This window comes from Rhodococcus wratislaviensis (genome assembly GCF_900455735.1).
GTDB classification, from domain to species: domain Bacteria; phylum Actinomycetota; class Actinomycetes; order Mycobacteriales; family Mycobacteriaceae; genus Rhodococcus_F; species Rhodococcus_F wratislaviensis.
In genome coordinates this window covers 300,929-327,611 of sequence record NZ_UAUI01000024.1, presented here as the reverse complement: position 1 = coordinate 327,611, position 26,683 = coordinate 300,929, and the positions used below count along the sequence as shown (strand labels likewise).

Sequence of the window (26,683 nt, the reverse complement as noted above, 5' to 3'; positions counted from 1 at the left end):
TCGTGAGATCCAGCCTTCTCGGGACAGCGGCGGCGCGCAAGATCCGCGATGGCGCTACCGTCGTTGCCCGACGCCGATCCGGACGAGATCGTGCCCGACTGTCACGGTGCCGGCGAACGTGGACTTCACGCCTCGTTCCCACTGGTCGTCCGTGACCTGCCGGGGGTCGCCCGGTCCGATGTGGGAGAGAACCACCTGGCGGACGTCGGCGTCGGTGGCGACGCGTCCGACGTCCTGCGCGGTGGTGTGCGCCTGAATCATGTGCTCGACCAGTGCGGGACCTGAAGTCGCGGCGTAGAAGTCGACGTCGATGACCTCGTGGACGAGGATGTCCGATCCCTGAGCGAGCCGAACCACGTTCGGCGATTTCGCGGTGTCGCCGGAGAACGTGACGGCACCGTCCTCCGTGTCGAACCGGTACGCCAGCGACGGGTAGACCGGGCCGTGTGGAACGAGCGTCGCGGTGACCCGGACGCGGTCGTCTTCGAAGACCGGGAAGGGTTCCATCTCCGGGGCGGTGTTGTCGGCGGACGCGCCCGATGACTCCGGCGGCAGCACGTCGTGCAGCGACAGCATGCGGTTGTAGTCGGTGCCGGCGCCCTTCTCCGCGTTGCGGATGTTGGTGTCGTAGGCGTATGCGTCGAGAACACCGGTGAAGAGTCGACTCAGCCCGGGAGCGGGGGTGAGCGAATTCCGAATCGGGATGGTCTTGCCGGCTCGCGGGGTCGGCAGGGCGCCCGCCGAACCGGGCCCGTACACGGGCACGACACCGCGGGCCGTGTACGACGGCGTGCCCCCGACCAGCCAGAACACGTTGACCAGGTCGGCGATGTGATCGCTGTGCAGGTGCGTGACGAAGACGCCACCGAGCGAATCCGCGGCGATACCGGCCTGGATCAGCTTGCGGCTCGACCACGGACCCGCGTCGATCAGGTACGGTCTGTCGCCGACGACGAGCACACTGGACGTGCCGCTCCGCCCCGGCACGGCGATGGGTCCGGCCGCCGTGCCGAGCAGAATCAGCGTCGTCGCGTAGCCGTCGACGTCACCGGACAACTCGTAGGCGTCCGGTGGCGTGGCGCCGCTCGGCTGCGCGTCCGAGGTGTGCGACGCGCAGCTCGTCGCGGCGACGGCGGTGGCCGCAGACCCCAGCAGCGCCAGCGCCCTTCGCCTCGACAGCCCTTGTCGACCGACAGGTTCCATCTATGCGCCCGCTCGGGCCGCGGCCAACTCCAACCGCACGTGCCAGGCGTCGTATTCGTAGACCCAGTCGCCGTTGCCTGCGACCTTCAGCCATTCGTTGGACCGTGAGCCGCGCTGGATCCGGGAGGTCCGCTGCAGTCGCGTGTCCTGGTAGGTCTGCAGCGCGACTGCGGGGTCGTCGAACAGGCTCAGGCAGCGGGACAGGACGACGGCGTCTTCGATGGCCATACCGGCGCCCTGCGCCATGAACGGCATCATCGGATGTGCCGCGTCGCCGAGGAGCACGGCGCGCCCGTCGGTCCACGATGCCAGCGGGTCACGAACGTAGAGAGCCGATTTCAGGACGTCGTCGCAGGCGTCGAGCAAGGCTCGTGCCTCGGGGTGGAAGTCGCGGTACAGCTCACGCAGTTCGGTGACGGAACCGGGTGTGGTCCACGATTCCTCGGTCCACTCCTCCTGGCCGCAGGTGGCGAAGACGAAGATGTCCTTGCCCTGATTGAGGGGGAACGTCACGATCTGCGTCGACGGATTCGGCCCCCACCACTTGGTGAAGCAGTCCAGGTTCGGCAGGTTGCCGACGCGTTCGGTGGGGACGACGGCGCGGAACGCCACGACCCCTGTGAACGTCGGCTGTTCGCGCCCGAGCAGCGAGGTCCGGACCGCGGAGTGGATCCCGTCGGCACCGACGATCACGTCGGCGGAAGCCGCACTGCCGTCGGTGAACTCGATGCGGCCGTCGGCGACGTCGCTGACCCGGCGACCCATTTCGACGACACCCGACGGCAGCCGGTTCTCGAGCGCGGTCATGAGGTCGCCCCGGTGCATGGTCAACTGCGGTGCACCGTACTGCTGTTCCGCGCTGTCCCCCATCGGCAGCCGGGACGTTTCGGCACCCGTGTCCCACGTGCGGCTGATCCGGAACTGCGGCCGGGCGGCCGATTCGTGGATCGCCGGGCCGATGCCGAGTCCGTCGAGAGCCCGGACCGCGTTGGGGGTGAGGTTGATGTCGGCGCCGACGCGGGCGAATTGCCTCGTCTGCTCGTAGACCGCGACGTCGAGACCGAACTTGCGGAGGGCGATCGCCGTGGCGAGTCCGCCGATGCCGCCGCCGCAGACGGCGACCGTGGTCACTGCGCACCCTTTCCGGGCACCGTGACGGGCGGCGTGAACGGTGCCGGCATGTCGCCGTAGGCGGCGAGATCGACCTCGACGATCACCGGTGCCTGCCGCGACACGGCGTCGGCGAGCACCTCGTGGGCCTCGGCGGCGCCACCGATCCGCAGGTACGGCACGCCGATGGACTGCGCCAGCAACGGGAAGTCGGCGGTGACGAGGTCGACGGCGTAGGTGTCTTCGCCGCCGCCCTTCTGCATGTTCCGCAGCACGCCGTAGCCGCCGTCGTTGAACACGAGCAGCACCAGCCACGGCTTCTCCTGCGCCATGGTCAGGATCTCGCCGAAGTGGACGGCCAGGCCGCCGTCGCCGACGAGTGCGAGGGTGGGCCGGGTTTCGTCTGCCAGCGCGGAACCGATGGCCATGCCGAGGCCCTGCCCGATGCCGCCGCCGCGGGGGAAGACGTTGGACTTGGGGTCGAACATCGGCAGCAGCCGGTTGCCCCAGGAACTCGACGCGATGGTCACGTCGCGGGCGATCACGGAATCCTGCGGGAACGCGGCACGCACGGCGTCGCACAGCACGGCGTGGTCGCCGAGTCCGGCGCGCTGCTTGCTGCGGACGAGTTCACGGGTGGTGCGGGCACGTTCGGTCCAGGCGGCGTCGACGGGCGCCAGGCCCGGCAGTTGACGGAGGAACGTGGCGATGTCGGCTGTGACCCCGGCCTGCGCCGGGTAGACGCGTCCGACCGCGGCCGCATCGATATCGACCTGCACGTGCACGGCGGGGACGGGCATGGAGTAGTCGCCGGTCTCGTTGGACCGGAAGTGGGTGCCCAGCGACAGCAGCACGTCGGCATCCTGGAGGAGCTCACGCCCGACCGGGGTGTTGCCGTAGTTGCCGATGCACAGCGGATGGTCCTCGGGCACGGCGCCGCGGCCGGAGTTGCTGGTGAGCAACGGGACTCCCCACTGCTCCACCAGTTCGGTCAGGTCGGCACCGGCTGTCGCGACACCGCCGCCCGCCCAGATCACCGGGCGTTCCGCCGACCGCAGCAGGGCGAAGGCGACGGCCAGCTCGTCGGCGTCCGGCGTGCGCGGCGACTCCGACACCGGCTCGACCACGTCGATGACGTGCTCCGCGTACTGGAGGTCGATCGGCCATTCGATGCTCGACGGGCCGCCGGGCGCGGCGAGGGCGGCAGCGACGCCTTCCCGCAACACCTTTCCGGCGCTGTCGGTGTCGAGGATGGTGGCGGCATGCTTCGACGTCGCCGTCAGCATCCCCAGCTGATCCTTGGTCTCGTGAATGAACCCGCGACCCGAGCCGAGGTACCGGCTCTCGACGTTGCCCGTCACGTGCAGCACCGACGTTCCGGCGCTGAGCGATTCGATCAGCGACCCGGCCGCGTTGCCGGCACCCGTGCCGGTACTCGTGAGAGCGCAGCCGAGTCCGCCGGTGGCCCGGGCGTACCCGTCCGCCGCGCTGACGGCGGTGGCCTCGTGCCGGACCGGCACGAACCGCAGGTGCTTGCTGACCGCCTGCACCAGGGGCTGGTTGTGGACGCTCACGATGCCGAAGACGGTGTCGACCCCGGCCTCGCGCAGCACCTGGACGAGCAGGTCGCCCCCATTACCCACAGACATGGTGTTCCTCTCAGACATAACGCGCGACGCCTCCGCAGACGTCGAGGCTGGTGCCCGTCACATAGGACGAGCGGGGGGACAGCAGGGTCACGATCATGGCGGCCACCTCGTCGGCGCGGCCGAACCGGCCGAGGCCGATGCCGCGGTCCTGGGCGATCTCCGCCTCCCATTCGGCGAATGTGGCGTCGGTGCCGGATTCCTCGTAGCGGCGCCGCCACTGGCCGGTGTCGACCAGTCCGAGCGACACCGAATTGACGCGGATGCCGTCGGCGGCGAGTTCCAGTGACAGCGACTTGCTGAGGTTCAGCAGCCCGGCCCGGGCGGCGCTGGTGGTGACCAGCCGCGGCTCGGGCTGACGTGCGAGCACCGCCGAGATGTTGACGATGGCCGCGGCGTCGGACTTGCGCAGCGCCGGCAGGGCGGCCTCGACCGTGTTGAGGACGCTGGAGAACTTGAGGTCGAGTTCGTCGCGCCAGTCGTCGAGCGTCGCCTCGCCGCGCGGGACCATGCGGGACTTGCCTGCGTTGTTGACCAGACCGTCGAGGCCGCCGAATCGGGCGACACCGGCGTCGACCAGCGCAGCGACCGCGGCCGGGTCCCGGACGTCGCAGGACGCGGTGAGGACACGGTCGCTGCCGGGCAGCGGCGCGATCACGGAGTCGAGCCGGTCGCGGTCGCGCGCGCAGGTGACGACGTTGGCACCCTCCTCGAGCAGCATCGCGACAGTGGCGAGCCCGACCCCCGAGCTTCCGCCGGTCACCAGGTGGGTGCGGTCTTTCAGTTGCAGGTCCACGACGTGGTCCCCTTCTCTAGTTCAGGACGAATCCGCCGTTGACGACGAGTTGCTGACCGGTGATGTACGACGCCTCGGGTCCCATCAGGAACGCGACCGCGCCGACGAGATCCGACGGTTGCTGCGGCCGTTCGAGCGCACGGTTGAGGCGGTACAGCTCGTGCCGGTGCTCCGGAACCTGCTGCGCCGATTCGCTTTCGGTCAGACCGGGCGAGACGGTGTTGACGGTGATGCCGTGCGGGCCGAGGTCGCGGGACATGGCGCGGGTCAGCGCGGCCACCCCACCCTTGGAAGCGATGTAGTGCGCGAGGCGCGGCGAACCGTACAGGGCGGCGTCCGAGCCGATGGTGACGACTCGTCCGCCTCCGTTCCCGATGATGGAGGGAACGATCGCCCTGCTCACGAGGAACGTGCCGCGCAGGTTGACGCCCAGCACACGGTCCCACTCGTCGATGCCGAGTTCGTGAATCGGTTTGCCGCCCACGCCGTCCGCGAGGGCCGCGTTGTTGACGAGGCCGTACAGCGGGCCGCCGGCGGTGACGGTGGCCGCCATCGCGTCGACGGACTCCGCGTCGCGGAGATCGACCCGGACGAACTGTGCCTTGACGCCGTCGGCGCGCAGGCCTTCCGCCGCGTCCTCGCCCCAGTCCTCGCGGATGTCGGCGAGCCACAGGGTGGCGCCGTCCTCGCCGAGCCGGCGGGCCAGGGCGAGGCCGAGACCCCGCCCCGCCCCGGTGACGAGAATGCTGCGGCCGTCGAGACTCATGGTCAGTCCCGCGTCACGCCGTGCATGGCCGACGTCTCGGGGTACGTCGGGATCTGCGGCTTCTGCGCGCCGATGATGACGCAGAACAGAGCGTCCTTGTCGCCGTTGTTCTTCAGGCTGCGCGGCACCCCGGCCGGCACGACGATCATGTCGCGGTAGCCGAGGGTGCGCTTCTCCACCTGGCCGTCGCGGTGGACGCCGACCTCCACCTCGCCCTCGAGGACGAAGAAGGCTTCCTCGGCGTCGTGGTGGGTGTGCTCCGGGCCCTCGGCTCCGGGGGGAAGCAGCATGTTGGAGAACGTGAATCCGCGTGACCCGATGGTCCGGTTGTCGTTCTCGTGGTTACCGGTCGCGCCGGAGCCGACGTAGCGGATCTGCGCACGCTTGAACTGGTCGCCGGCCTTGGCCTGGAAGCCCAGGGTGTCCCAGTCCTCGTGGCGGGAGCCACGGGTGAGGATCAGCGAGTCGGTGAATTCCTTCAGGTCGGCGGTGCCGTATTCGAGTGTCATGTCGTGCTCCTTCTCTAGAGGTGGTTGCGTAGGCGTTCGGTGATGTGGATGAAGGACTCGACCCAGGCGTTGAAGGCCTCCGGCCGCTCCTGGTTCGCGAGGTGTCCGGCACCCCGGATGGTGACGAACACGGCGCCCGGAATTCCTCCGGCGAGAACCTGGCTCGCGGGAACCCCGGTCACCCCGTCCTCGTCCCCACCGAGGACGAGTGTGGGGATGTCGATCTTCGGCAGATCGGCCGTGTGATCGGTGGCCGCCATCGACTCGGCGGCGTACCCGTAGCCGGGCAGCCGGATCGACGAGGCCATGATCGCCGTGGCCTTCGCGGTCAGTTCGTCGTCGGCCGTACCGGACAGCAGGCGCGGGGCCCGTTCGGCGGCAAAGGCTTCCGACCCCTCCTGCTCGAGCGTCGCGGCCCGGGCGAGCATGCGGGCGGCGGCGGCGTCGTCCGCCCCCGAGCCGACGGTGGAACTGCCGAGCAGCAGACTCCGCACGAGCCCCGGGTGGCGCATCGCCAGCCGGGTGGCGATCACGCCGCCCCACGACATGCCCAGGACGTGCGCTCCCGCGTCACCGCAACGGTCGCGGATCACGTCGGCGGCGGCGTCGGCGTAGTCGTCGAGGTCGAACGGGCGGCCGGGGTCTTCGCTGCGGCCGTAGCCGGGAGCGTCCCAGGCCAGCAGTCGCAGCGACGACGACAGTTCGTCGAACTGCGGAGTGAAACTGTCGGCGCTGCCGCCGATCCCGTGCAGCAGGAGCAGCGCGGGGCCGGAACCGGATTCGACGACGTGCGTCACGACGCCCGCCCGAGGTCGAACCGCTCGAACGCTCCGGGGTCGGGGATGCCGGCCATGTGGTCGCGGACCTGCTTGGACGGCGGGCCCGCGGTGCCCCAGAGGTCGGAGAGTTCCGGAACCCGGCGCCAGACCTTGCACAGCCACCGGTCCTCGTCGACCTGCGCGATGCCGGACGTGTACTCGCACACCAGTCCTGCCGGGTCGGCGAAGTAGGAGAACGTGTTGTCGCCGGGGCCGTGCTTGCCCGGACCCCACAGCGGCACGGTGCCGTGGTGACGCAACCGGCCGATGCCACGCATGAAGTGGTCCACGGTGGGCATCTCGTAGGCGACGTGATTGACCGACGTCCACTCGGCCTGGTTGAACGCGATGCTGTGATGGTCGGTGTTGCAGCGCAGGAACGCCATCTGGTGCTCGGACCAGTCGGAGACCCGCATGCCCAGGACGTCGCAGTAGAACGTCACCGCGGCGTCGATGTCGACGGTGTTGAGGACGACGTGCGTGACGCCGACCGGCACGGCGTCCTCGCGACCGAGCTTCGGGACCGCCAGTGCGTCGGCGAGCAGTTCGACGACGCGGCCCTCGGGGTCGACCAGGCTCACGCCGTAGCCGCCGCCGAGATCGTCGACCGGCCCCGGGCCGCTGACGATCGGTACGCCGCGGAGTTCGAGTCGGCGGGCGGCCTCGTCGACCTCGGCCGGCGTGGCGACGGCGAACGTGATGCGGCCGAGGCCGTTCCGCTCGGCCTGGGTGAGTTGCAGCGCGTGGTGGTGCTCACCGGTCCCCCGCAGCCAGGCACCGTCCGTGCCCTGCTCGACCACACGCAGCCCCCAGACCTCCGAGTAGAAGTCGGTGGATTCGATGCTGGCCTGCGTGCGCAGTTCGACGGAGCGCAGGCACCGCAGCCGGGCTATGGGTTGGTTCATCGCATGCCTCCAGTTGCTTAGGTCTCAATATCTTAGCGCTAAAGTAATAGGTCGTACAGAGCTGACGGAAATTTCTTTCCGGACGACCTACTACTTCAGCTTCCCCGTGGGCCGATGTGACAGCGGTTCAGTCAGACGGAACCCGTGCGACATTCGGCGACGCAGATTAATCTGCCCACGAGCGGGTCGCTCAATTTGCCCACGGGTTGGGTTCCTCGTCGAGGCCCCAGTAGATGCTCTTCTGCCGTGAGTAGGCGGCGATACCGCTGCGCCCCTTCTCCACCCCGAGTCCGCTCTCCTTGACGCCGCCGAACGGCGTCGAGATGCTGAACTGTTTGTAGGTGTTGATCCACACGGTGCCGGCCTGCAGTCGGCGGGCGAGTTTCCAGGCGCGACGGTAATCGCCCGTCCAGATTCCGGACGCCAGACCGAAAACCGAATCATTGGCCTGGGCAACCAGATTCGCGTCGCCGTCGAACGGCAGGACCACGAGGACGGGTCCGAAGATCTCCTCCTGGCAGGTGCGTGAACCGTTGGGGAGCCCGTCGATGATCGTCGGCAGGTAGTACGCGCCGTCGCGCAGTCGCTCGTCGTCGGGGATCGCCCCGCCGCACAACACTCGTCCGCCCTCTTCGCGAGCGAGGTCGACGTACGCGGCGACGCTGTCGCGGTGCTTGCGGTGGACCATCGGCCCGACCTGAGTGTCGGGGTCGCGGCCGGGACCGAGGCGCAGTTGCTGCGTCTTGGCCACCAGCTTCGCGAGGAACTCCTCGTAGATGCGGCGGTCGACGAACAGCCGGGACCCTGCGATGCAGCTCTGCCCGGTGGACGAGAAGATCCCGTACATCACGCCGTTCACGGCGGCGTCGAGGTCGGCGTCGTCCAGCACGATCGTCGGCGACTTGCCGCCGAGTTCCAGCGACACGGGCATCAGCTTGTCGGCTGCGGCGTGAGCGATGGACCGTCCGGTGTTGGTGCCGCCGGTGAAGGTCACCTTCCCGACACCGGGGTGGGTGACGATGGCGTCGCCGACCACCGAGCCCTTGCCCGGCAGCACCGACAGCAGACCCTTCGGCAATCCCGATTCGTCGATGAGCCGCGCCAGTTCGAGCGACACCAGCGGCGTCCATTCGGCGGGCTTGAGGACGACGGCGTTGCCTGCCGCCAGGGCGGGGGCGATCTTCTGCGCGTCGCTGGCCACCGGTGAGTTCCACGGTGCGATGGCGCCGACCACGCCGATGGGCTCGAGAACGCTCATCGTGAGGAAGTTGCCGCGCGGGGTGGTGAGGTCGTCGTCCGCGGTTTCGAGGACGGCGGCGAAGTAGCGGAACGTGCCCGCCGCGCTGCCGACGAGGGCCGTGGTCTCGGCGACCGTCTTGCCGGTGTTGTAGCTCTGCAGCAGCGCGAGCCGGGACGTGTTCGCCTCGATGGTGTCGGCGATGCGGTGCAGGTACTTGGCCCGCTGGTGCGGGAGCAGCGCCCGCCATGCCGGGTCGTCGGCGGCGGCGCGGCCATTCCGGACCGCCTCGTCGGCGTCGTCGGCGGTGGCCTGGTGGATCACCTGCAGGGTTTCGCCGGTCGACGGGTCCGTGACCGCGAAGGCGGGTCCGTTCGCCTGCCGCCACTGTCCGGCGACGAGGATCCGGTCGGCGACCGGGACGAAGGGCAGTGTCTGTGGTGCGGTGTCGAGGACGGTCACTGGGAGATCTCCTCGAGGGTCTTTTCGCGGGTTTCGACGGCGAAGAAGCCGACCACGAGGGCACCGATCATTGCGACCGCGGCGAACATTCCGAAGACGACGGTGAGGGTGCCGCCCCCGTCGAGGATGGCGCCGACGGCGAGGGGGCCGACGATGATGCCGAGACGTCCGCTCGCTCCGCCGATCGCGCAGCCGATGGCTCGCATCCGGGTCGGGTACAGCTCCGCGGTGTAGACGTAGAGCGCCATGTTGACCGCGAAGACGAACAGCGCGGATCCGGCCGACCAGAACAGGACCTTCGTCGCGGTGTCGGCGCCGGAGGCGGCGAGCAGGAAGAGCAGCGACGAGCACAGGACCATCGACGCGGTGATGCAGATGCGGCGACCGAGGTTGTCGATGAGGAACGCGACGAGGATGCAGCCGATCAGGCCGGCGACGCTCGTGACGATGCTGTAGTGCAGGGCGGTGTCGACGCTGACGTCGAACGCCGACCGGTACAGCGTCGGCAGCCAGGACGCGATGCCGTAGTTGACGAAGTAGGCGCAGCCCCAGATGGCCGCGAGCATGAGGGTGCGACGCAGGTAGATGCCCCGGAAGGCCTCCGCGAAGGTTCCGCGGCGCACGTCGACGGCGACGGCGGGCAGCGGCTGCGGAGCCGGAAGCGTCTTGCCTGACTTCTCGGTGATCTCGTTCTCGATGCGGGTCATGGCTTTGTGTGCGTCTTCGTAGCGTCCACGCGACGCGAGCCAGCGCGGGGACTCGGGCAGCTTCCACAGCATCGGCAGCAGCAGGACGGGCAGCGCGCCGAGTGCGAACAGGATCTTGTAGCCGTAGTTGGGGACCACCCACGCCGACACGATCGCCGACATCACGAGCCCGATCGGGAAGATCACCTCGTAGAGCAGCACGAATCGTCCGCGCTTGTGGGCTTTGGTGATCTCGCCGATGTAGCTCGCCGCGACCGGGACCTCGGCGCCGAGGCCGATGCCCTGCACGAATCGGAAGACGAGGAAGAGCATCAGGCTGTCGGTGAACGCCATGCCGAGGCTCATCACGGCGTAGAGCGCGAGCGAGAAGATGATGACGTTGAGCCGGCCGACGCGGTCGGCGAACCAGCCGCCGGCGAGCGCGCCGACGAGCATGCCGATGCCGCCGATGGCGATCACCCAGGCGATGTCGCCGGGGGTCAGACCCCACTTGGGGATGAGGACGGGGAGTGAGTACGCGATCATCAACTGGTCGAAGCCGTCGAAGAACGTGACGGCGCCGACGATGACGCGTGCCTTGATATGCCACCTGCTCATCGGCAGGCGTTCGAGTCGGGCGCTGATCATCTCAGCTGTGGCAGCCATGGCGGGCGATACCGTCGTCATGAGCATCCTCAGGGTCGGGTCGAGGCATTTACTTAAGCCCTCAAAGGCTTACCGCTAAGATGTAATCTCACGCACACGATAAACGTCAACCCTTGACTTTGAAAGAAACATGTTGTTCACACCTGTGCGTACTTATTAACCTTCCGCGGTTAACAAGTGCTCACGGGTGACGGAGCCGTCGACTACGCGGTGGACTGCATCCATTCTGCACAGATGCGTGCGGTCGTGTGTCACCAGCAGCGTCGCGACCTCGCGCTCTCGCACGACACCGAGGAGCAGATCCATGATCGCGGCGCCCCGTTCCTGATCGAGCGCGCTGGTCGGCTCGTCGACGACCAGAAGCGACGGATCGTTCATCAGCGCCCGGGCCAGGTTGACCCGCTGCCGCTGCCCACCCGACAACTGCCCGGGCTTTTTCCCCGCGTGGTCTGCAAGCCCGACGGCGTCGAGCAGGTCGCGAGCCTTCGCGCGCCCGGACCGCCGCGGCACGAACAACCGCTGCCCGAGATGCGCCATCACCTCCAGTTGTTCGAGGGCCGTCAACGACGACACCAGATTGGACTGCTGGAACACGATGCCGATCCGGTCGCGGCGCAGCGTGGACGCCTCCCGCCGGCTCAGCGCGGTGAGTTCGGTGGCGCCCAGCCGGACGGAGCCCGAGTCGGGCCGGATCAGTGTCGACGCCACCGCGAGGAGCGTCGACTTTCCGGAACCGGACGGACCGGTGATCGCGGCGATCTCACCCCGGCCGAGGGTCAGCGACACCGAGTCGAGGGCGGTGACGCGTCCCGCGCCGTCGGGGTAGGTGAGGGTGACGTCGTCGAGGGTGAGGGCGGGGGTGGTCATCGTGTGCTCCCGAGGGCGGTGAGGGGGTCGGTGGTGAACAGGAAGCGGAGCGCGAACGCGGCGCCGAGGAGGCCCAGCCCGACGAGGGCGGTGGCGGGTAGGAAAGTGGTGGAGACGTCGAGCACGAACGGCACGGCGTCGCCGATCATCGACCCGGCCACCGCTGCCGTCCCGACACCGACACCCACGCCGGTGAGCAGGACGACGAGCGCCTGCCCGAGCGCGTCCCGCACGAGCGACCCGGTGGACGCGCCGAGCGCCTTCAACGTCGCGACATCGGGGGTGCGCTGCAGGGTCCAGACCGTGAAGAACGCGCCGATCACCAGCGCGGAGATCGCGAACAGCATCACCGTCATCAGCGTCAGCGACCCGTTCTCGGAGGCATAGGAGCCGATGGCGGAGAAGGAGTCGGCCACACTTCGGGAGGTCGTCCCCGCGACGGCGTTCGTGGCGTCGTCCCCGCCGGACACTGCGAGCACCGTCGCCGCACCCCCGCGCGGGTTCGCGTGCTGCCAGTCGGCGAGCGTCATCCACACGGCCGGGCTGTGGCCGTACCAGTCGTCGCCGCGGACCGCGGTCACCGCGAAGATGCAGTCGCCGACGGTGAGACGGTCGCCGGCGCCGACGCCGAGGGATCGCGCCGCGCCGGCCCCGAGGATCACGGTTCCCGGCGCGGACGGTGCACGGTCGCCCACACCGCTGTCCGCGCCGACCAGTGCCACCCCCTTCGCCGCACCTCCTACTGCCGACGCCGAACCTCGTCCGACGCCGATCGGCTGCACCGAGTCGGCGCTCCGCCGCCAGACGGCCACCTGCTCGGACGTCAGCGCGGACTCGTCGAACGACGGACCGTCGCCGGCGGCGGCGAAGACCACCGACTCGGCGTCGATGCGTTCCACGACGGACACGTTCTGGTGACGCAGTCCGGCCGTGAGACCGCTGAGAAACGTGACGAGCAGCGCAATCAGCACCACGACGACGGATATCAGCGCGAAGCGACCACGCGCGGCACGCAGGTCTCTCGATGCGACGAACACAGGTGGTCCTCTCCAGATCACGACCGACTCCGCAGTCGATGCGGGCCGGGGCGGCGCTCACGGCCTCCGAACTCACCGTGCCCCGGACACGACACGGTTCCATCGCACGTGGGGTGGAATTCTCGGTGGTCGAAGGTCGGGTGCGCGTTCCGACTTTCGATGGATGCCCGGTGTGCTCGCGTCGATAAGCTGGGCGGGGTGCACCGCTCCCCTCTCACGCCCGTGTTCGCGGGACTCCAACTGGGACTGCATGCGCTGATCGCGGCGCTTACTGCAGTCGTGATCTTGCGCGCCGTCCTTCCGGACGCACCACAGGCACCGGCGATCGTGGTGCTGTCGGTGGCGTTTCTCGCGGTGTACGCGGCGGGAGCGACGCGTCGTCTGCGCGGGACGTGGTGGCTCGCAGCGCTGACGGCTCTGTGGGTGGCGCTGATGGTCCTCGCCCCCGACGCCGCCTATCTCGCGTTCGGGCTGTTCTTCCTGTACCTGCATCTGCTGCCGCGACGCTGGGGAGTCCTGGCGGTCGCAGCCGCGACCGTCGTTGCGGTCGTGGGTACCGGCATGCACCGCGGCTGGAGCGTCGCGGGTGTCGTCGGTCCGGTGATCGGTGCGTGCGTCGCGGTGGCGATCGGCCTCGGCTACCGGGCGTTGTACCGGGAGGCTGTCGAGCGCGATCGCCTCATCGACGAATTGACCCGAACCCGAGCCGAACTCGCCGAGCAGGAACGTGCCGCCGGCTCCCTGGCCGAACGTGAGCGGCTCGCACGCGAGATCCACGACACCGTCGCGCAGGATCTGTCGAGCATTCAGATGCTGCTCCACGCCGTCGAACGCGCCGCCCCCGACCACCCCGCCCGGGACCGCATCCGGCTGGCGCGGGAGACGGCCGCCGACAGCCTCGCCGAAACCCGTCAGCTCATCGGCGATCTCACACCCGCCGTCCTCGATGGGCAGTCACTCGTGGACGCGCTCGCGCGGATCTGCACGCAGGCGAGGAGCGACACGTTCGACACCATTGCCGTGGTCGAGGGGGAGCCGGTGCGATTGCCGATGCCCGTCGAGGCGGCGTTGGTGCGGATTGCGCAGGGCGCGGTGTCCAACGTGGTCCGGCACGCACACGCGTCCCGGATGGCGATCACCCTCACCTACTACGAGGACGCGGTCCGGTTGGACGTCGTCGACGACGGCGTCGGCTTCGATGTCGAACTCCTCGACCGTGAACCGTCGAAGGCGTTCGGGCTGAATTCGATTCGCCGACGCGTCGAGCTGCTCGACGGGTCGATGTCGGTGGAGTCGGAACCAGGACTGACCGCGGTCGCGGTGTCGTTCCCGCTCGAGGTCGGCGCATGATCCGACTGCTGCTCGCCGACGACCACGCGATCGTTCGCGCGGGCCTGCGCGCCCTCCTCGAGCACGAGGACGACATCGAGGTGGTCGGCGAGGCAGCCACCGCGGACGCCGCCGTGGCGTTGTGCGCGACGACTCCGGTCGACCTCGTGCTCATGGACCTCCGGTTCGGCCCCGGTACCTCGGGCGTGGACGCCACCCGGAACCTGCGGTCCCTGCCGAACCCACCGCACGTGCTGGTCGTCACCAACTACGACACGGACGCCGACATCCTCGACGCGGTCGCGGCCGGCGCCGCCGGGTATCTCCTGAAGGACACTCCCCCGCCCGAACTCCTCGCCGCCGTCCGCGCGGCATCGGCCGGCGACAGCGTCCTCTCCCCGGCCGTGGCGTCGAAACTGATGACGCGCGTACGCCGACCTGCCACCAGCCTCAGCCCACGGGAGATCCAGGTGCTGACGTTGGTGGCTGCCGGGCGGTCCAATCGGGAGATCGGTAAGGAACTCTTTCTCTCCGAGACCACCGTGAAGTCCCATCTCGTCCACATCTTCGGCAAACTCGGCGTCAAGTCCCGGACCTCCGCAATCGCGCGGGCCCGCGAGCTGGGCACCCTCCCCAGGTGAGTGGCAATGTGTGCGGACGCACACATTGCCACTCACATGCGTTTACGCTGGGGAAATGGACCCACCTGCCGTCCGGTACGTGCAGCGGGACGGACATGCGTTGGCCTACCAGGTGGTGGGCGCGGGTGAACGCGACGTGGTGTGGCTGTTCGAGATCAACATGCACCTCGACCTCATGTGGACCGACCCCGAGATCCACTACCTGATGGAACGGGGCAGCACGTTCGCCCGCACGGCATACTTCCAGCAGCGAGGGCTGGGACTGTCCGACCCGGTCGAGCACCTGCCCACACTCGAGGAGCAGGCCGACGACATCGTCGCGGTGATGGACGAGATCGGGATGCGGGAAGCGCTGCTGGTGGGTGTGGCCAGCGCGAGCGGTCCCGTCGCACTCGTCGCCGCACGCTCGCCGGAGCGGGTCACCGGCGTCGTCCTGATCCAGCCGTTCGCCGAGCGGCTGGTCGGCGGCAACCACGATCCGGTGGGATGGAGCGCCGCCGAACGCGACAACTTCGTCGACCGGTGGCGAGCAGCCACCCGGAACTGGGGGTCGGGCAGCACGGTACCCCTGTGGGATCCCCAGGAGGACTCGGCGTTCAACCGTCGGCTGATGGCCATGCTGGAACGCAATTCCGCGACACCCGCGGTCGCACAGGCCCACCTCGAGTGGATCTTCCGGCTCGACTACTCGGACATGCTGCCGTCCATCCAGTGCCCGGCGCGCGCGCTTCTGGTCGCGGGAAGTCCGGTGCCGGTGGCCGCCTCGCAGTACGTCGCCGACCGTATCCCCCGCGGCAGCTTCCACCTGTTGCCGCAGTCGCCGCCCGGCGCGTCGCTCGGGGAGGCGTGGAAACCGATCATCGACCACGTCGAGCAGTTGGCCACCGGTGGGCACCCGGCATCCGACGCGGGCCGGTACCTGGCCTCCGTTCTCTTCACGGACGTCGTCGGATCCACCGAAGTACTCGCACGGATCGGCGACAGCGCCTACCGCGACCTGCGGGCCGCGCACGAGTGGCAGGTCCGCGACGAGATCGAGAAGGCCGGCGGCCGGCTCCTCAACGTGGCCGGCGACGGCACCTTCAGCATCTTCGACGGTCCCGCGTCCGCGGTCCGGTGCGCGCGGGCGGTCGTCGACGGCGCCGGCGAACTCGGGCTGGAGGTGCGGGCCGGCGTCCACACGGGGCAGGTGGAGCGCAACGGTCCCGACGTGAGCGGCATGACCGTCCACATCGGCGCGCGCATCGCCGCGACGGCCCGCGCCCGGGAAGTGCTGGTGTCGCGGACCGTCCGGGATCTCGTGGTGGGTTCGGGACTGCGGTTCGCCGACGCCGGGGAACATGCCCTCAAGGGCGTGCCCGACCGCTGGCCCCTCTACTCCCTCACCGACGCAGACCACGCGCCCCGGACCGTTCCGCGACTCGCGCCGAAGCTGAGCATGATCGACCAGGCCATCCTGCGCACCGCGAAGCGGGCACCGCAGGCACTGCGCGCGCTCGTCGGCGCCGCCAACGCGAGGCAGCGCCGACTGTCCCGCTGATCCCAGGTGAGTGGCAAAGCGTGCGCCAGCACACTTTGCCACTCACGTCACCTCAGGCCGCCACGGTGGACCGGCGGGCAGGTGTCTGCTGGACGTCCGGTGGCGAGTACTTCCGGACGATCGCGACGAGGCAGAGCAGACCGATCGCTCCGGCGCCGGCGAGGAAGGCGCCGACCCGCCAGGCGTTGGACGCGTCGCCGTTGATGAGGAGCACCATGACCATCGGCGAGAAGCCACCGATGATGGCGGAGATCTGGTAGCCGAGGGAGGCACCGGAGAATCGGATCTCGGGCGGGAACAGTTCGGCGAACAGCGTCCCCTGAGTTCCGGTCTGGAACGACATGACGATCACGGCGCCGAAGACGGCGAGCGCGAACGGCCACAGGGTGCCCTGGCTCGAGTGTCCGATCATGAGCCACATGGGAATTCCCCACAGCAGCATCCCGGCGGTGCCGATTCCGAAGATCAGTTTCCGGCCGTAGAGGTCGGAGAGGTATCCGGCCAGCGGGACGAGCGGGATCATCAGGACGCAGGCGGCGAGGATGAAGCCGAGCACGGTGGAGCGTTCGATCCCGAGATATGTGGTGGCGAACTGCACGGACCCCGTGATCATCGTGTAGAAGAAGATGACGCCGATGGCGTTCGCGCCGGCTGCGGTGAGCACGGTGCCGGGATTCTTGCGCAGCACCTGCAGGATCGGCGACTTCCGCGCCACGGGCGCCTCGGCGAGCTTCTTCGACAGTTCCTGGAACTCGGGTGTCTCCTCCAGGTAGCGGTGGATGACGAAGGCGACGGGGAGCATCACGAGGCTGATCCAGAACGGGATCCGCCACGCCCACGCGAGGAACGATTCGGAGTCGAATACCGCTGTGATGACGAGGAAGACGACGTTTCCGAGCACGACGCCGATGGGCACGCCGAGCTGCGCGAAGCTGCCGTAGAACCCGCGGCGTCCGGCGGGCGCGTTCTCGGTGGCGAGGAGGACGGCACCGCCCCACTGCGCTCCGACGGCGAGGCCCTGGCAGATCCGCAGGGTCACGAGGATCGTGGGTGCGAGCCAGACCAGCTGGGTGTTGGGCACGAGGCCGATCAGTGCGGTCGCGACTGCCATCATGACGATGGCCGCGACGAGAACCGGTTTGCGCCCCACCTTGTCGCCGAAGTGGCCGGCGAGAACGCCGCCGACGGGCCGGGCGATGAAACCGACCGCCACGGTGGCGAACGAGTTGAGGGCGGCGACGACCTGGCTGTCGGTCGCGAAGAACGTGGTGTTGAAGACGAGTGCGGCGGCGGTCGCGTAGATGAAGAAGTCGTACCACTCGAGTGAGGTCGAGATGGCAGCCGCGAACGAGGCGCGCGCGGCCCGGGGCTTGCCCGCGCGGCGTGTGTCGGAATCGGTGGGCATGGTGGTCTCCTGCTCAGGCCTGGGCAATGGAACCGAATGTTTCTCGGAGAACGCGTTTGAGGATCTTGCCGCTCGGGTTCTTCGGTAGGGAGTCGGCGACGATCACGTACTTGGGCACCTTGTAGCCGGCGAGTCGTCCGCGGCAGTGCTCCACCACGTCCTTCTCGTCGAGTTGGACGCCGGCGGAAGGAACCACCACTGCGGCAACCGCCTCGATCCACCGTGAATGCGGCACCGCGAACACGGCGGCCTCACCGACACCGTCGAGTTCGTAGAGTGTTTCCTCGACCTCCCGGGTCGCGACGTTCTCCCCGCCGGTCTTGATCATGTCCTTCTTGCGGTCGACCACCCACAGGTACCCGTCGTCGTCGAGGTAGCCGAGGTCGCCGGAGTGGAACCATCCGCCCGCGAACGCTTCCGCGGTCTTCTCGGGTTGGCCGAGATAGCCGACGGTGGCGTGCGGGCTGCGGTGCACGATCTCGCCGACCTCGCCCGCCGGAACCGGCAGGTCCCGGTCGTCGACGATGCGTGTCTCCACGTTGAGGGCGGGTTTGCCTGCCGAACCACCGCGCGTCTCTTGGTCTTCCGGCCCGAGAGCCGTTGCGAGTGACGCCATTTCCGTCTGCCCGTAGAAGTTCCACAGCCGGATGCCGGGCAACCGGCGGTTCATTTCGCGCAGGATCTCCACCGGTAGCGGCGACGCCCCGTAGTAGCCCTTGCGCAGCGATCGTAGGTCGGCGCCCTCGAACTCCGGCGTCTGCAGCAGCGAGATCCACACCGTCGGTGGGCAGAACAGATTGGTCACCTGCTCCGCCTCGATGGTGCGGAGCAGGACCTGCGGGTCGGGTCCGTCGACGATGATGCTCGTCGCGCCGAGATAGATGTCGGTGCTGAGGAAGTTGTCGAGCTGAGCGCAGTGGTACAGCGGCAGCGCGTGCACCTCCACGTCGTCGCTGCTCATGCCGCCGGTGACGATGCAGCTGATGTACTGCCACATCAGCGACCGGCTGGTGAGCATCGCACCTTTGGGTCGTGATTCGGTGCCCGACGTGTACATGATGCGGACCACGTCGTCGTCCGCCACGAACACCTCGGGCGGCGAACCGAATTCGCCGTCCACCCAGTCCGTCACCGAATGCCAGCCGTCCGGTGTTGCCGTGTCGCCGAGCGGGATCGTCGCCCGCAACCGGACGCTTCCCTTCGATTCCGCGAGTGCTTTCTCGGCAACAGGCACCAGGGCGTCCTCGACGACGAACGCGTCGGCTGCGCAGTCGTCGAGGATGTATCCGATCTCCCCGCCGGTCAGCATGAAGTTGATCGGCACCAGGACCACTCCGAGCCGGGCGGTCGCGAAGTTCAGCACCGGGTACTGCCAGCAGTTGTGCGACAACAGTGCGAGCCGATCGCCCCGCGTCAGCCCCTCGGCGTGGAGGGCTGCGGCGACCCTGTCGATCAGGGTGTCGAATTCGGCGAATGTGAGCCGGACGTCGCGATGTACGACGGCGAGCTTGTCCGGGAAACGCGCCGCGGACCGCCGCGGAATGTCGCCGATACTCTGCTGCCGTGCGCGCGTCCTGTCCTCGTTCACCCGCGGACTTCTTTCAGCACCGGGGTGGCGGCGAACTCGGCTCGGGCGAGGGAGCGGCGGTGCACCTGGTCAGGGCCGTCGGCGATCTGCAGGAACCGGGCCTGCGCGTACAGCACCGGCAGGATCGTGTCCTGCGACAGGCCGGCGCCGCCGAAGATCTGCATCGCGTCGTCGACGATCTGCTTGACCGTCAGCGGGACCATCACCTTGGCGGCCGCGATGTCGTGACGGGCCGCCTTCGTGCCCTCGACGTCCATCCGCCAGGCGGCCCTCAGCACCAGCAGCCGGGCGGCGTCGAGGTGGATCCGCGCGTCCGCGACGGTCGCCTGCACGACACCCTCGTCGGCGAGGGGCCTGCCGAACGCCACACGGGCGCGGGCGCGTTCGGTCATCAGCGCAATCGCCCGCTCGGCCATGCCGATCAACCGCATGCAGTGGTGGATGCGCCCCGGTCCGAGGCGCGCCTGCGCGACCGCGAAACCCTTGCCGCGCGGTCCGAGGAGGTTCGCCTGGGGGACGCGGACCTTGTCGAAGACGATCTCGCCGTGCCCACCCTCATGGCGGTCGGTGAAGCCGAGCACCGTGGTGGACCGGACGATGGTCAGACCGGGCGTGTCCATGGGAACGAGGACGATGCTGTGCCGGCTGCCGACCGGGGCGTCGGGGTCGGTGACACCCATGACCATCGCCACCCGGCAGTCGTCGCGCAGCGCCGCGGTGGACCACCACTTGCGGCCGGTCAGCACCCAGTCGTCGCCGTCCTCGGCGATCTCGAGCCGGACGTTGTTGGCGTCCGAACTCGCGACGTCGGGTTCGGTCATCGAGAAGCACGACCGGAATTCGCCCGCGAGCAGGGGTTCGAGCCATTCCCGCTTCTGGTCGTCGGTGCCGTACAGGTGCAGCAGTTCCATGTTGCCGATGTCCGGTGGGTTGCAGTTGAACGCCTCGGGCCCGATCAGCGGGCTCCAGCCGGTGAGCTCCGCGAGGGGCGCGTACTCGAGGTTCGTCAGGCCGGCACCTTCTCGCGCGGGCAGGAACAGATTCCAGAGGCCTTCGCGCTTCGCGGCTGCCTTCAGGTCGGCGACGATCGGCGGCGCACCCCAGTGGTCCGGTTTGGAAGCGAGTTGTTCTTCGGCGATCGCCTCGGCGGGCAGCACCCGCTCCTGCATGAACTCCGTCAGCTTCGCCTGCAGTTCCAATACTTTCGGGCTGTATTCAAATTCCACTTCCGTGGCTCCAATCTGTTTCGGTAATGACAGTCAGCGGCGGAGTTCGGACACGGGCGACGCGGCGGCGAGGTCGAGTGCACGGTGCAACAACGGGCCGACCATGTCGCCGACGTCGTCGAAACCTCCGCCGACCGTGTCGCCCTGCGCGTGCCGGGCGTTGATGCCCTCGAGGATGACGGCGATCTTGAAGTCGGCGAACACCGTGTACCAGTCGATGTCGGGAATGTCGATGCCGCGCTGCGTGGCGTAACGGTCGAGAAGTTCGGTACGGGTGGGGAATCCGTCGAGGCGGGCAAGGCCCTTGGTCACCGGGTTGTCGACCGCGCCGGGCTGGTCCCAGAAGCTCAGCATGATCCCGACGTCGGCGAGGGTGTCGCCGAGCGTGGCCATTTCCCAGTCCAGGACCGCGACGATCTTCCCGGCGTCGCCGCGGGACGCGAGCACGTTGTCGAGTTTGACGTCGCCGTGGACGATGCCCGGGAAGTGCGAGGTGGGCAGCGCCCGGCGCAGCTTGTCGAGCAGCACGGACACCTCCGGACGATCGGTGGTGCGCGAGGCCTCCCACTGCCGGGACCAGCGGTCGAGCTGGCGTTCGAGGTATCCGTCGGGGCGGCCGAACGAGCCCAGCCCGACCGCGTCCGGATCCACACTGTGCAAGTCCGCGAGGGTGTCGGCGAGATCAAGTCCGAGCCGGCGACGGTCGTCCGGGGTCAGCGCCGACGCCTGCTCGACCGTCCCGACGGGCATCCCGTCCACCAGCTCCATGAGGTAGAACGACGCACCCAGCACGTCCTTGTCCTCGCACAGCAGCACCGCTTCGGGCACCGGGACCGCGGTGCCCGCCAGCCCGCTGATCACGGTGAACTCACGCTTCATGTCGTGGGCGCTCGGCAGGACGTGCCCGTACGGGGGACGCCGCAGGACCCACGTCCGGTCGGCGTCGGCGACCCGGTACGTGGGGTTCGATCGGCCACCGCTGATGAGCGAGACGGCGAGGTCGCCGGTCACACCACCCTCGAGTGCGCCATTGAGGTACTTGGCGAGGGCCGTGAGGTCGACGCCTGCCGAGTCCTCCCGGTCGTGGGTGTCCGCTTCGGCGTGGGACGTCGTCATCCGCTGCGTCCTTTCGAGTACGTCGATTTGTAGCCAAACGCTCGTTCGGCCAGTTCTCATCATCAACTGAACGCGAGCCAGAAGTCAATATCTCTATATTCTGCAGTTAGAGGCGATGTGTCGACGTGAAGGTCCTGCCGATCGAACACCTTGCCAATCGATCGTTCGCTTGGCATGATCCACGAGAAGTGATGCACGTCTCATCCGCCTCCGAAAGGTCAGGACACCTATGACGGACCAGTTGACCGGTTCTGCTGCCACCACCGAATGGCGGACCGAAGACCGCATCCGAGCGCGTCGCGCCGCGATCGCGGGCGGCGTGGGCACCCTGATCGAGTACTACGACTTCAGCCTGTACGGCTACCTCGCGATCGTGATGGCGCCGCTGTTCTTCCCGAGCAGCGACCCGGCCACCGCACTGCTGTCGGCACTCGCCGTGTTCGGCACCGCCTACCTCATGCGTCCGCTCGGAGGCATCGTGTTCGGGCACATCGGCGATCGGCTCGGGCGGAAGAAGGCCCTCCTCGCGACGCTCGTCTGCATGGGCCTCGGCAGCATGGCGATGGGATTCCTGCCCACCCACGCGCAAGCGGGGATCTGGGCCACCGTGCTCCTCGTCGTCGTGCGGATGGTCCAGGGATTCTCGGCCGGCGGTGAGGTCGGCGGCTCGGCCACGTTCATCTCCGAATCCGCGCCGCGGCATCTCAAGGCCACCTACGGGGCGTTCACCCCGCTCGGATCCACGATGGGGTTCGCGATGGCCGCAGCGGTCGCGGGCACGGTGTCGGCGTTGACCACCGACGCGCAACTCGAAAGCTGGGGGTGGCGGGTCCCGTTCCTGCTCGCGTTGCCGCTGACGCTGCTCTGCCTGTGGGCCCGCACCCGGGTCGAGGAGACGCACGGCGAGGACGCCGATTCCGGACCGGTCCAGGCGCCTGTCGTCGCCGTCTTCCGGCGGCAGCCGCTGGCCCTCCTGCAGTCGGTCGGAATCAGTCTGGCGTGCAACGGAACCGCGTACATCGGCCTCACCTACATGAGCATCCATCTGATGAAGAGCCTCGGCTACGAACGCACCCCGGTCTACTGGATCGCGACCGCGGTCATCGGTGTCGTCGCACTCGCGATGCCGCTCGGGGGCATGCTCGCCGACCGCATCGGACGGTTACGGTTCACCGTGATCAGCCTCGCCGGATTCGCGATCATCACCTACCCCGCCATGGCCGTCATGCACCACAGCCTGTGGATCGCCGCGATCGCCTACCTCCTGATCATGGTCAACACCGTCGGAACCCAGGTCGGGTCGTACACGCTGATGCCGCTGCTTTTCGACAAGGACGTCCGCTTCACCGGTGTCGCCATGGGCTGGAACCTCGGCGTCGTCATCGCCGGTGGCACCGCCCCCTTCGTCGCCGTCTGGCTCGTGGAGGAGACCGGAAACGTCCTCTCCCCCGCCGTTTTCGTGATCGTGGCGGCGGTCATCGGACTGATCTCGGTGGCCGGCGTGGCTCGCCGGTCCAAGGTCGCGCAGGAGCAACTCGGCTGACGGCCGAACAGATTCACCCCTCGCGTTCCACCACGAATTGGAGTAACCATGTATCCCGGCGCTCATGCTGCCACCACACCCGACAAGCCGGCCGTGATCATGGCAGGCACCGGGCAGACGGTCACCTTCGCCGAACTCGAGTCCCGCTCGATCCGGATCGCCCGCCACCTGCTCGCCCTCGGACTGCGCCGCGGAGATCACGTCGCGGTGCTGGCCACGAACACTCCCGCGATCTTCGACGTCTATTGGGCGGCGATGCGTTCCGGGCTCTACCTCACGATGGTGAACTGGCACCTCACGGCGTCCGAGATCGCCTACATCGTCGAGGATTGCGGCGCCAAGGCGTTGATCGTCGACGCCGCACTCGACGCGGTTGCGCGTGAACTCCCCACCCTCACCCCGGCCACCGAGCACCGACTCTCCTTCGGGGGAACGATTCCCGGTTACGACTCGCTCGACCAGGCCGCCGCCGCGGAGTCGGACGTCCCGCTCGCCGACCAGCCCCGCGGGGCGGACATGCTGTATTCCTCCGGCACCACCGGACGCCCGAAGGGCATCAAACCGGAACTGCCCGCCCGGCAGATCCAGGAACCGGGCGACACCATGACCGGCATGAACGCGACGGTATGGGGAGTCACGCCGGACACCGACGACCTGCCCCGCACCCCCACGGGGAAGCTCGTCAAGGGCACCCTCCGGGACCGTTATTCCGCGGGAGTTCCTGCCTGAGCCGTCGCCCGCCGGCGGTCGAGGAGGACCGCGATCGTGAGGACGATCAGTCCGGCGACGCCGAGGAGGGCGCCGACAGCGGCCGGGGCGGTGTAGCCGTACCCGGCCGCGATGACGACGCCACCGATCCACGCACCACCTGCGTTGGCGAGGTTGAACGCGCCGTGGATGAGCGTCGACGCGAGCGTCTTCGCGTCACCCGCCGCGTCCATCAGCCGCGCCTGGACGGACGGGAAGATCGCGGTCACGGCCATGCCGATGAAGAACAGCACGATCAGCGCCGTCACCGGGTTGTGCGCGGCGACGATGAACAGGGCGAGGACGCAGATCAGGGCGATCATGCACCCGAACAGCCCGGGGACCACCGCGTTGTCGGCGATGCGGCCACCCACGACGTTGCCGAGGATCATCCCCGAACCGAACAGCATCAACGCCACCGGAACCATCGCGTGCGGCAACCCGGACACCTCGGTGAGCGTCGAACTGATGTAGGTGTACACGGCGAACGAACCGCCGAACCCGACCGTTGCGAAGATCAGCGTCATCCACACCTGCACCCGGGTCAGCGCCCCGAGTTCGGCGACCGGGTTGCTCACGTGCACCCCGGCCAGCGGCGGAACGAGGCGTGCCAACGCCACCAGCGTCACGATTCCGATGATCACCACGAGCACGAACGCGGACCGCCAGCCCAGGATCTGGCCGAAGAACGCCGTCGCAGGCACCCCGACCACGTTCGCGACCGACAGGCCCATCATCACGGTCGCGACCGCCTTGGCACGTTTGCCCGGTTCCGCCAGGTGCGCGGCGACCAACGCTGCGACCCCGAAGTACGCACCGTGGGGCAGCCCGGCGAGGAACCGCGCCGCCAGCAGCGACTCGTACCCGGGGGCGAGCGCGGTCGCGAGATTGCCGACGACGAACGTGGCCATCAACGCGATGAGCAGCGTCCGCCGCTCGACGCGCGCGGCCAGCGCCGCGATCGTGGGCGCCCCGACGACGACGCCGAGCGCGTACGCGGAGACGAAGTGCCCGGCCACCGGCTCCGACACCCCGGTCCCCGCGGCCATCGCGGGCAACAGGCCCATGGACGCGAATTCCGTTGTGCCGATACCGAACCCGCCGAGGGCAAGCGCCAGCATCGCGCCCCGCCGACTCGGTGACGGAATCCGCGGACGCAGAGACGGACGAGCGGTGACCGCAGGTTCGGTGAGGTGAACTGCAGGCGGCGTCATGGCAGCAAGACTCCCGTCGGGCTGATCGTAGGATCGGCGAGCACGTCCAATGGACTCGCCTGAGGATGAACCGGGCCGAGAGAGTGGCACACCGGCTCGTACCAGTATGGGCGAGGCCGCAAGCGAATTGATAATCCGCGCGGGCGTGATTCCACTCACCGGCGCGGCGTGTGGGTGCGTCGCCGTGACCTGGGGCGACGCACCGGAGCAGAGCGACCTACGTCACGTGATGTGTTCGAGGATCACCGTGTGCACGTGGTGGGCCTTGTCCATGCCACGGAAGTCGGCCTCGTACGTGGTGTCGGCGACGTTGACGGCGATGCTGCTGGAGGAGAAGAACTGGCCGGCCCACGACTTGTTGCTGAGGAACGAGACCGACCGGATGTTCTTGTACGGGACGGACGTGATCGCGGTGCGCTTGCCGACGAAGCTCTTGTCCTGGATCACGACGCGGAGGTTCGTGATCCCGAGGAAGCCGGTGCCCGCGCCGATGCAGTCGTACACGGCGATGATCGTCTCGCCGGGAAGAATGCCCTGCTGGACCTGCTTCAGTTGCTCCGACTTGTCGAAGATCGGTTCGGTCATGGCTCCTCCTTCGAGGGCGGTCCAGGCCTGTCCATCTTCGCAGAAACTTCGTCGAACGTGACGTGGATGCCCTCGTGCGGTACCGCGCGTTGCGCCTTCGCCTGGTCGGTGAACGTCCGTTTGTCGCCCTCCACGAGGTCGGCCTTGTCCGTGAACGGCCCGAGCAGCGCCCGCGGGTGCAGTCTGTCGACGCGGACGACGTTGATTTCCACGCACACCACGATCGCCGCGGCGGCGAGGAAGAGGAACGCCAGCAACCCCAGCACGACGGCGAACACCCCGTTCGTCACGGACGCCGTGCTCACCACCTTGCTCACGTAATACGCACCGAACGACTGGAGCACCTGCCACAACACGGCTGCCGCGACGGCACCGGGCGCGACGTCGGCGACGGACAGCGGCCGGGCAGTGGCGAGCCGGAATGCGAGGATGAAGATCGCGGAGTTGATCGTGATCGCGGCGAGCATGAGAAGCACGCTGGACGATCCGGACAGGTGCGTCGCGGCGCCGACCGCGGCGACCGCGGCAGTGCCGAGGACGGCGAGTCCGATCGTCCCGAGCAGCAGCAGTCCCCGCAGCCGGCCGCGGATCGGATCGGGCCGCATGTTGCGGGGCACCGACCACGCCGTGTTCATCGCGTTCTGGCTGGCCAGCGCCACCCCGAGGCCGCCGTAGAGCGCACCCACGAGTCCGATCACCAGGCCCGTCACCCCGCCACCGATCCGGTGCGGGTCGGCCAGGTCGGCGCCGATGACCGGGAACTGGCTGAGCGCCGAGTCGATGATGTCCTGCTGCAGTTCGGGGTGCCCCGACAGCACGAAACCGAGCACCGTGGACAGCAGAAGCAGGAGTGGAAACAGCGAGATGAACCCGTAGTAGGCGATCAACGCCGCGAGGTACACACCCTGGTCGTCGAGAAATTTGTACGTGACGGCGATCGGGAAACCCATCGCCGGGTATCTCTGCTGGAGAGCGTCGAGCCGTCTGGCGAACTTCATCTCACGCTCCGTTTCCGCGGCGACCGCTGCCCCGATTCTGCCC

At 68.5% G+C, this 26,683-nt stretch carries 23 protein-coding genes and 1 pseudogene; 5 read left to right on the top strand and 19 right to left on the bottom strand.

Going from position 1 to position 26,683, the window contains the following annotated elements:
• Positions 1-54: 54 nt before the first annotated feature.
• The 12 genes from DTA22_RS27285 to DTA22_RS27230 all read right to left on the bottom strand — a co-directional run bounded on the left by DTA22_RS27285 (position 55) and on the right by DTA22_RS27230 (position 12,708).
• Positions 55-1,203: an MBL fold metallo-hydrolase gene (locus tag DTA22_RS27285; RefSeq protein ID WP_112301548.1), complete on the bottom strand. Its 1,149-nt coding sequence runs from the start codon at positions 1,201-1,203 to the stop codon at positions 55-57.
• Positions 1,204-2,334 carry an FAD-dependent monooxygenase gene (locus tag DTA22_RS27280; RefSeq protein WP_112301547.1) on the bottom strand — a complete coding sequence of 377 codons (1,131 nt, stop codon included), beginning with the start codon at positions 2,332-2,334 and terminating at the stop codon, positions 1,204-1,206.
• The gene (locus DTA22_RS27275; RefSeq protein ID WP_112301546.1) at positions 2,331-3,980 is read right to left on the bottom strand and encodes a thiamine pyrophosphate-binding protein; all 1,650 of its coding nucleotides are present in this window, start codon (positions 3,978-3,980) and stop codon (positions 2,331-2,333) included. Before DTA22_RS27275 ends, DTA22_RS27280 begins: the two co-directional genes overlap by 4 nt.
• Complete coding sequence (locus DTA22_RS27270; protein WP_112301545.1) at positions 3,973-4,755, bottom strand: SDR family oxidoreductase; 783 nt, start codon at positions 4,753-4,755, stop codon at positions 3,973-3,975. The genes DTA22_RS27275 and DTA22_RS27270 overlap by 8 nt, the downstream gene beginning before the upstream one ends.
• A 16-nt stretch (positions 4,756-4,771) precedes the next feature.
• The gene (locus tag DTA22_RS27265; RefSeq protein WP_112301544.1) at positions 4,772-5,521 is read right to left on the bottom strand and encodes a 3-oxoacyl-ACP reductase family protein; all 750 of its coding nucleotides are present in this window, start codon (positions 5,519-5,521) and stop codon (positions 4,772-4,774) included.
• Positions 5,522-5,523: 2 nt separating this feature from the next.
• The gene (locus tag DTA22_RS27260) at positions 5,524-6,030 is read right to left on the bottom strand and encodes a cupin domain-containing protein (protein WP_072949171.1); all 507 of its coding nucleotides are present in this window, start codon (positions 6,028-6,030) and stop codon (positions 5,524-5,526) included.
• A gap of 14 nt (positions 6,031-6,044) precedes the next feature.
• The gene (locus DTA22_RS27255; RefSeq protein ID WP_112301543.1) at positions 6,045-6,827 is read right to left on the bottom strand and encodes an alpha/beta fold hydrolase; all 783 of its coding nucleotides are present in this window, start codon (positions 6,825-6,827) and stop codon (positions 6,045-6,047) included.
• The gene (locus tag DTA22_RS27250; protein WP_005254764.1) at positions 6,824-7,753 is read right to left on the bottom strand and encodes a VOC family protein; all 930 of its coding nucleotides are present in this window, start codon (positions 7,751-7,753) and stop codon (positions 6,824-6,826) included. Before DTA22_RS27250 ends, DTA22_RS27255 begins: the two co-directional genes overlap by 4 nt.
• A 190-nt stretch (positions 7,754-7,943) precedes the next feature.
• Positions 7,944-9,452: an aldehyde dehydrogenase gene (locus DTA22_RS27245; RefSeq protein WP_112301542.1), complete on the bottom strand. Its 1,509-nt coding sequence runs from the start codon at positions 9,450-9,452 to the stop codon at positions 7,944-7,946.
• Entirely contained in the window at positions 9,449-10,831 is a 1,383-nt protein-coding gene (locus tag DTA22_RS27240) for an MFS transporter (protein WP_012691029.1), read from the bottom strand. Before DTA22_RS27240 ends, DTA22_RS27245 begins: the two co-directional genes overlap by 4 nt.
• Positions 10,832-10,960: 129 nt before the next feature.
• A complete protein-coding gene (locus DTA22_RS27235; protein WP_112301541.1) occupies positions 10,961-11,671 on the bottom strand; it encodes an ABC transporter ATP-binding protein in 711 nt (236 codons plus the stop codon).
• Positions 11,668-12,708, bottom strand: a complete 1,041-nt coding sequence (locus DTA22_RS27230; RefSeq protein ID WP_112301540.1) for an ABC transporter permease — start codon at positions 12,706-12,708, stop codon at positions 11,668-11,670. Before DTA22_RS27230 ends, DTA22_RS27235 begins: the two co-directional genes overlap by 4 nt.
• 198 nt (positions 12,709-12,906) lie before the next feature.
• Between DTA22_RS27230 and DTA22_RS27225 the strand changes: the two genes are divergently transcribed.
• Genes DTA22_RS27225 through DTA22_RS27215 form a run of 3 tightly spaced genes read left to right on the top strand, consistent with a single transcriptional unit; the run spans position 12,907 to position 16,218 of the window.
• Complete coding sequence (locus tag DTA22_RS27225; protein WP_174233870.1) at positions 12,907-14,058, top strand: sensor histidine kinase; 1,152 nt, start codon at positions 12,907-12,909, stop codon at positions 14,056-14,058.
• A complete protein-coding gene (locus DTA22_RS27220) occupies positions 14,055-14,678 on the top strand; it encodes a response regulator (protein WP_112301539.1) in 624 nt (207 codons plus the stop codon). Before DTA22_RS27225 ends, DTA22_RS27220 begins: the two co-directional genes overlap by 4 nt.
• A gap of 55 nt (positions 14,679-14,733) precedes the next feature.
• On the top strand, positions 14,734-16,218 hold the full coding sequence (locus tag DTA22_RS27215; protein WP_112301538.1) for an adenylate/guanylate cyclase domain-containing protein: 1,485 nt from the start codon (positions 14,734-14,736) through the stop codon (positions 16,216-16,218).
• A gap of 52 nt (positions 16,219-16,270) precedes the next feature.
• Here DTA22_RS27215 and DTA22_RS27210 read toward each other — a convergent pair whose 3' ends face one another.
• The 4 genes from DTA22_RS27210 to DTA22_RS27195 are packed head-to-tail and all read right to left on the bottom strand — an operon-like array spanning position 16,271 to position 21,553.
• Positions 16,271-17,623, bottom strand: coding sequence for an MFS transporter (locus tag DTA22_RS27210; RefSeq protein ID WP_112301537.1), 1,353 nt, complete (start codon positions 17,621-17,623; stop codon positions 16,271-16,273).
• 13 nt (positions 17,624-17,636) lie between these two features.
• A complete protein-coding gene (locus DTA22_RS27205) occupies positions 17,637-19,211 on the bottom strand; it encodes an acyl-CoA synthetase (protein WP_112301536.1) in 1,575 nt (524 codons plus the stop codon).
• A complete protein-coding gene (locus tag DTA22_RS27200) occupies positions 19,208-20,437 on the bottom strand; it encodes an acyl-CoA dehydrogenase family protein (protein WP_112301535.1) in 1,230 nt (409 codons plus the stop codon). The genes DTA22_RS27205 and DTA22_RS27200 overlap by 4 nt, the downstream gene beginning before the upstream one ends.
• Before the next feature lie 33 nt (positions 20,438-20,470).
• Positions 20,471-21,553: a phosphotransferase family protein gene (locus tag DTA22_RS27195; protein ID WP_112301534.1), complete on the bottom strand. Its 1,083-nt coding sequence runs from the start codon at positions 21,551-21,553 to the stop codon at positions 20,471-20,473.
• Between the two features lie 229 nt (positions 21,554-21,782).
• Here DTA22_RS27195 and DTA22_RS27190 point away from each other — a divergent pair, with 229 nt between their 5' ends.
• Positions 21,783-23,096: an MFS transporter gene (locus DTA22_RS27190; protein WP_112301533.1), complete on the top strand. Its 1,314-nt coding sequence runs from the start codon at positions 21,783-21,785 to the stop codon at positions 23,094-23,096.
• A gap of 48 nt (positions 23,097-23,144) precedes the next feature.
• Positions 23,145-23,765, top strand: a pseudogene (locus DTA22_RS27185) (AMP-binding protein); the annotation flags it as partial.
• A gap of 35 nt (positions 23,766-23,800) precedes the next feature.
• Here the strand turns inward: DTA22_RS27185 and DTA22_RS27180 are convergent.
• The 3 genes from DTA22_RS27180 to DTA22_RS27170 form a co-directional block, all read right to left on the bottom strand.
• Entirely contained in the window at positions 23,801-25,057 is a 1,257-nt protein-coding gene (locus DTA22_RS27180) for an MFS transporter (RefSeq protein ID WP_112301532.1), read from the bottom strand.
• A 222-nt stretch (positions 25,058-25,279) separates the two neighbouring features.
• On the bottom strand, positions 25,280-25,642 hold the full coding sequence (locus tag DTA22_RS27175) for a PH domain-containing protein (RefSeq protein WP_037228370.1): 363 nt from the start codon (positions 25,640-25,642) through the stop codon (positions 25,280-25,282).
• Positions 25,639-26,640: a YihY/virulence factor BrkB family protein gene (locus tag DTA22_RS27170; RefSeq protein WP_037228373.1), complete on the bottom strand. Its 1,002-nt coding sequence runs from the start codon at positions 26,638-26,640 to the stop codon at positions 25,639-25,641. The genes DTA22_RS27175 and DTA22_RS27170 overlap by 4 nt, the downstream gene beginning before the upstream one ends.
• Positions 26,641-26,683 lie beyond the last annotated feature (43 nt).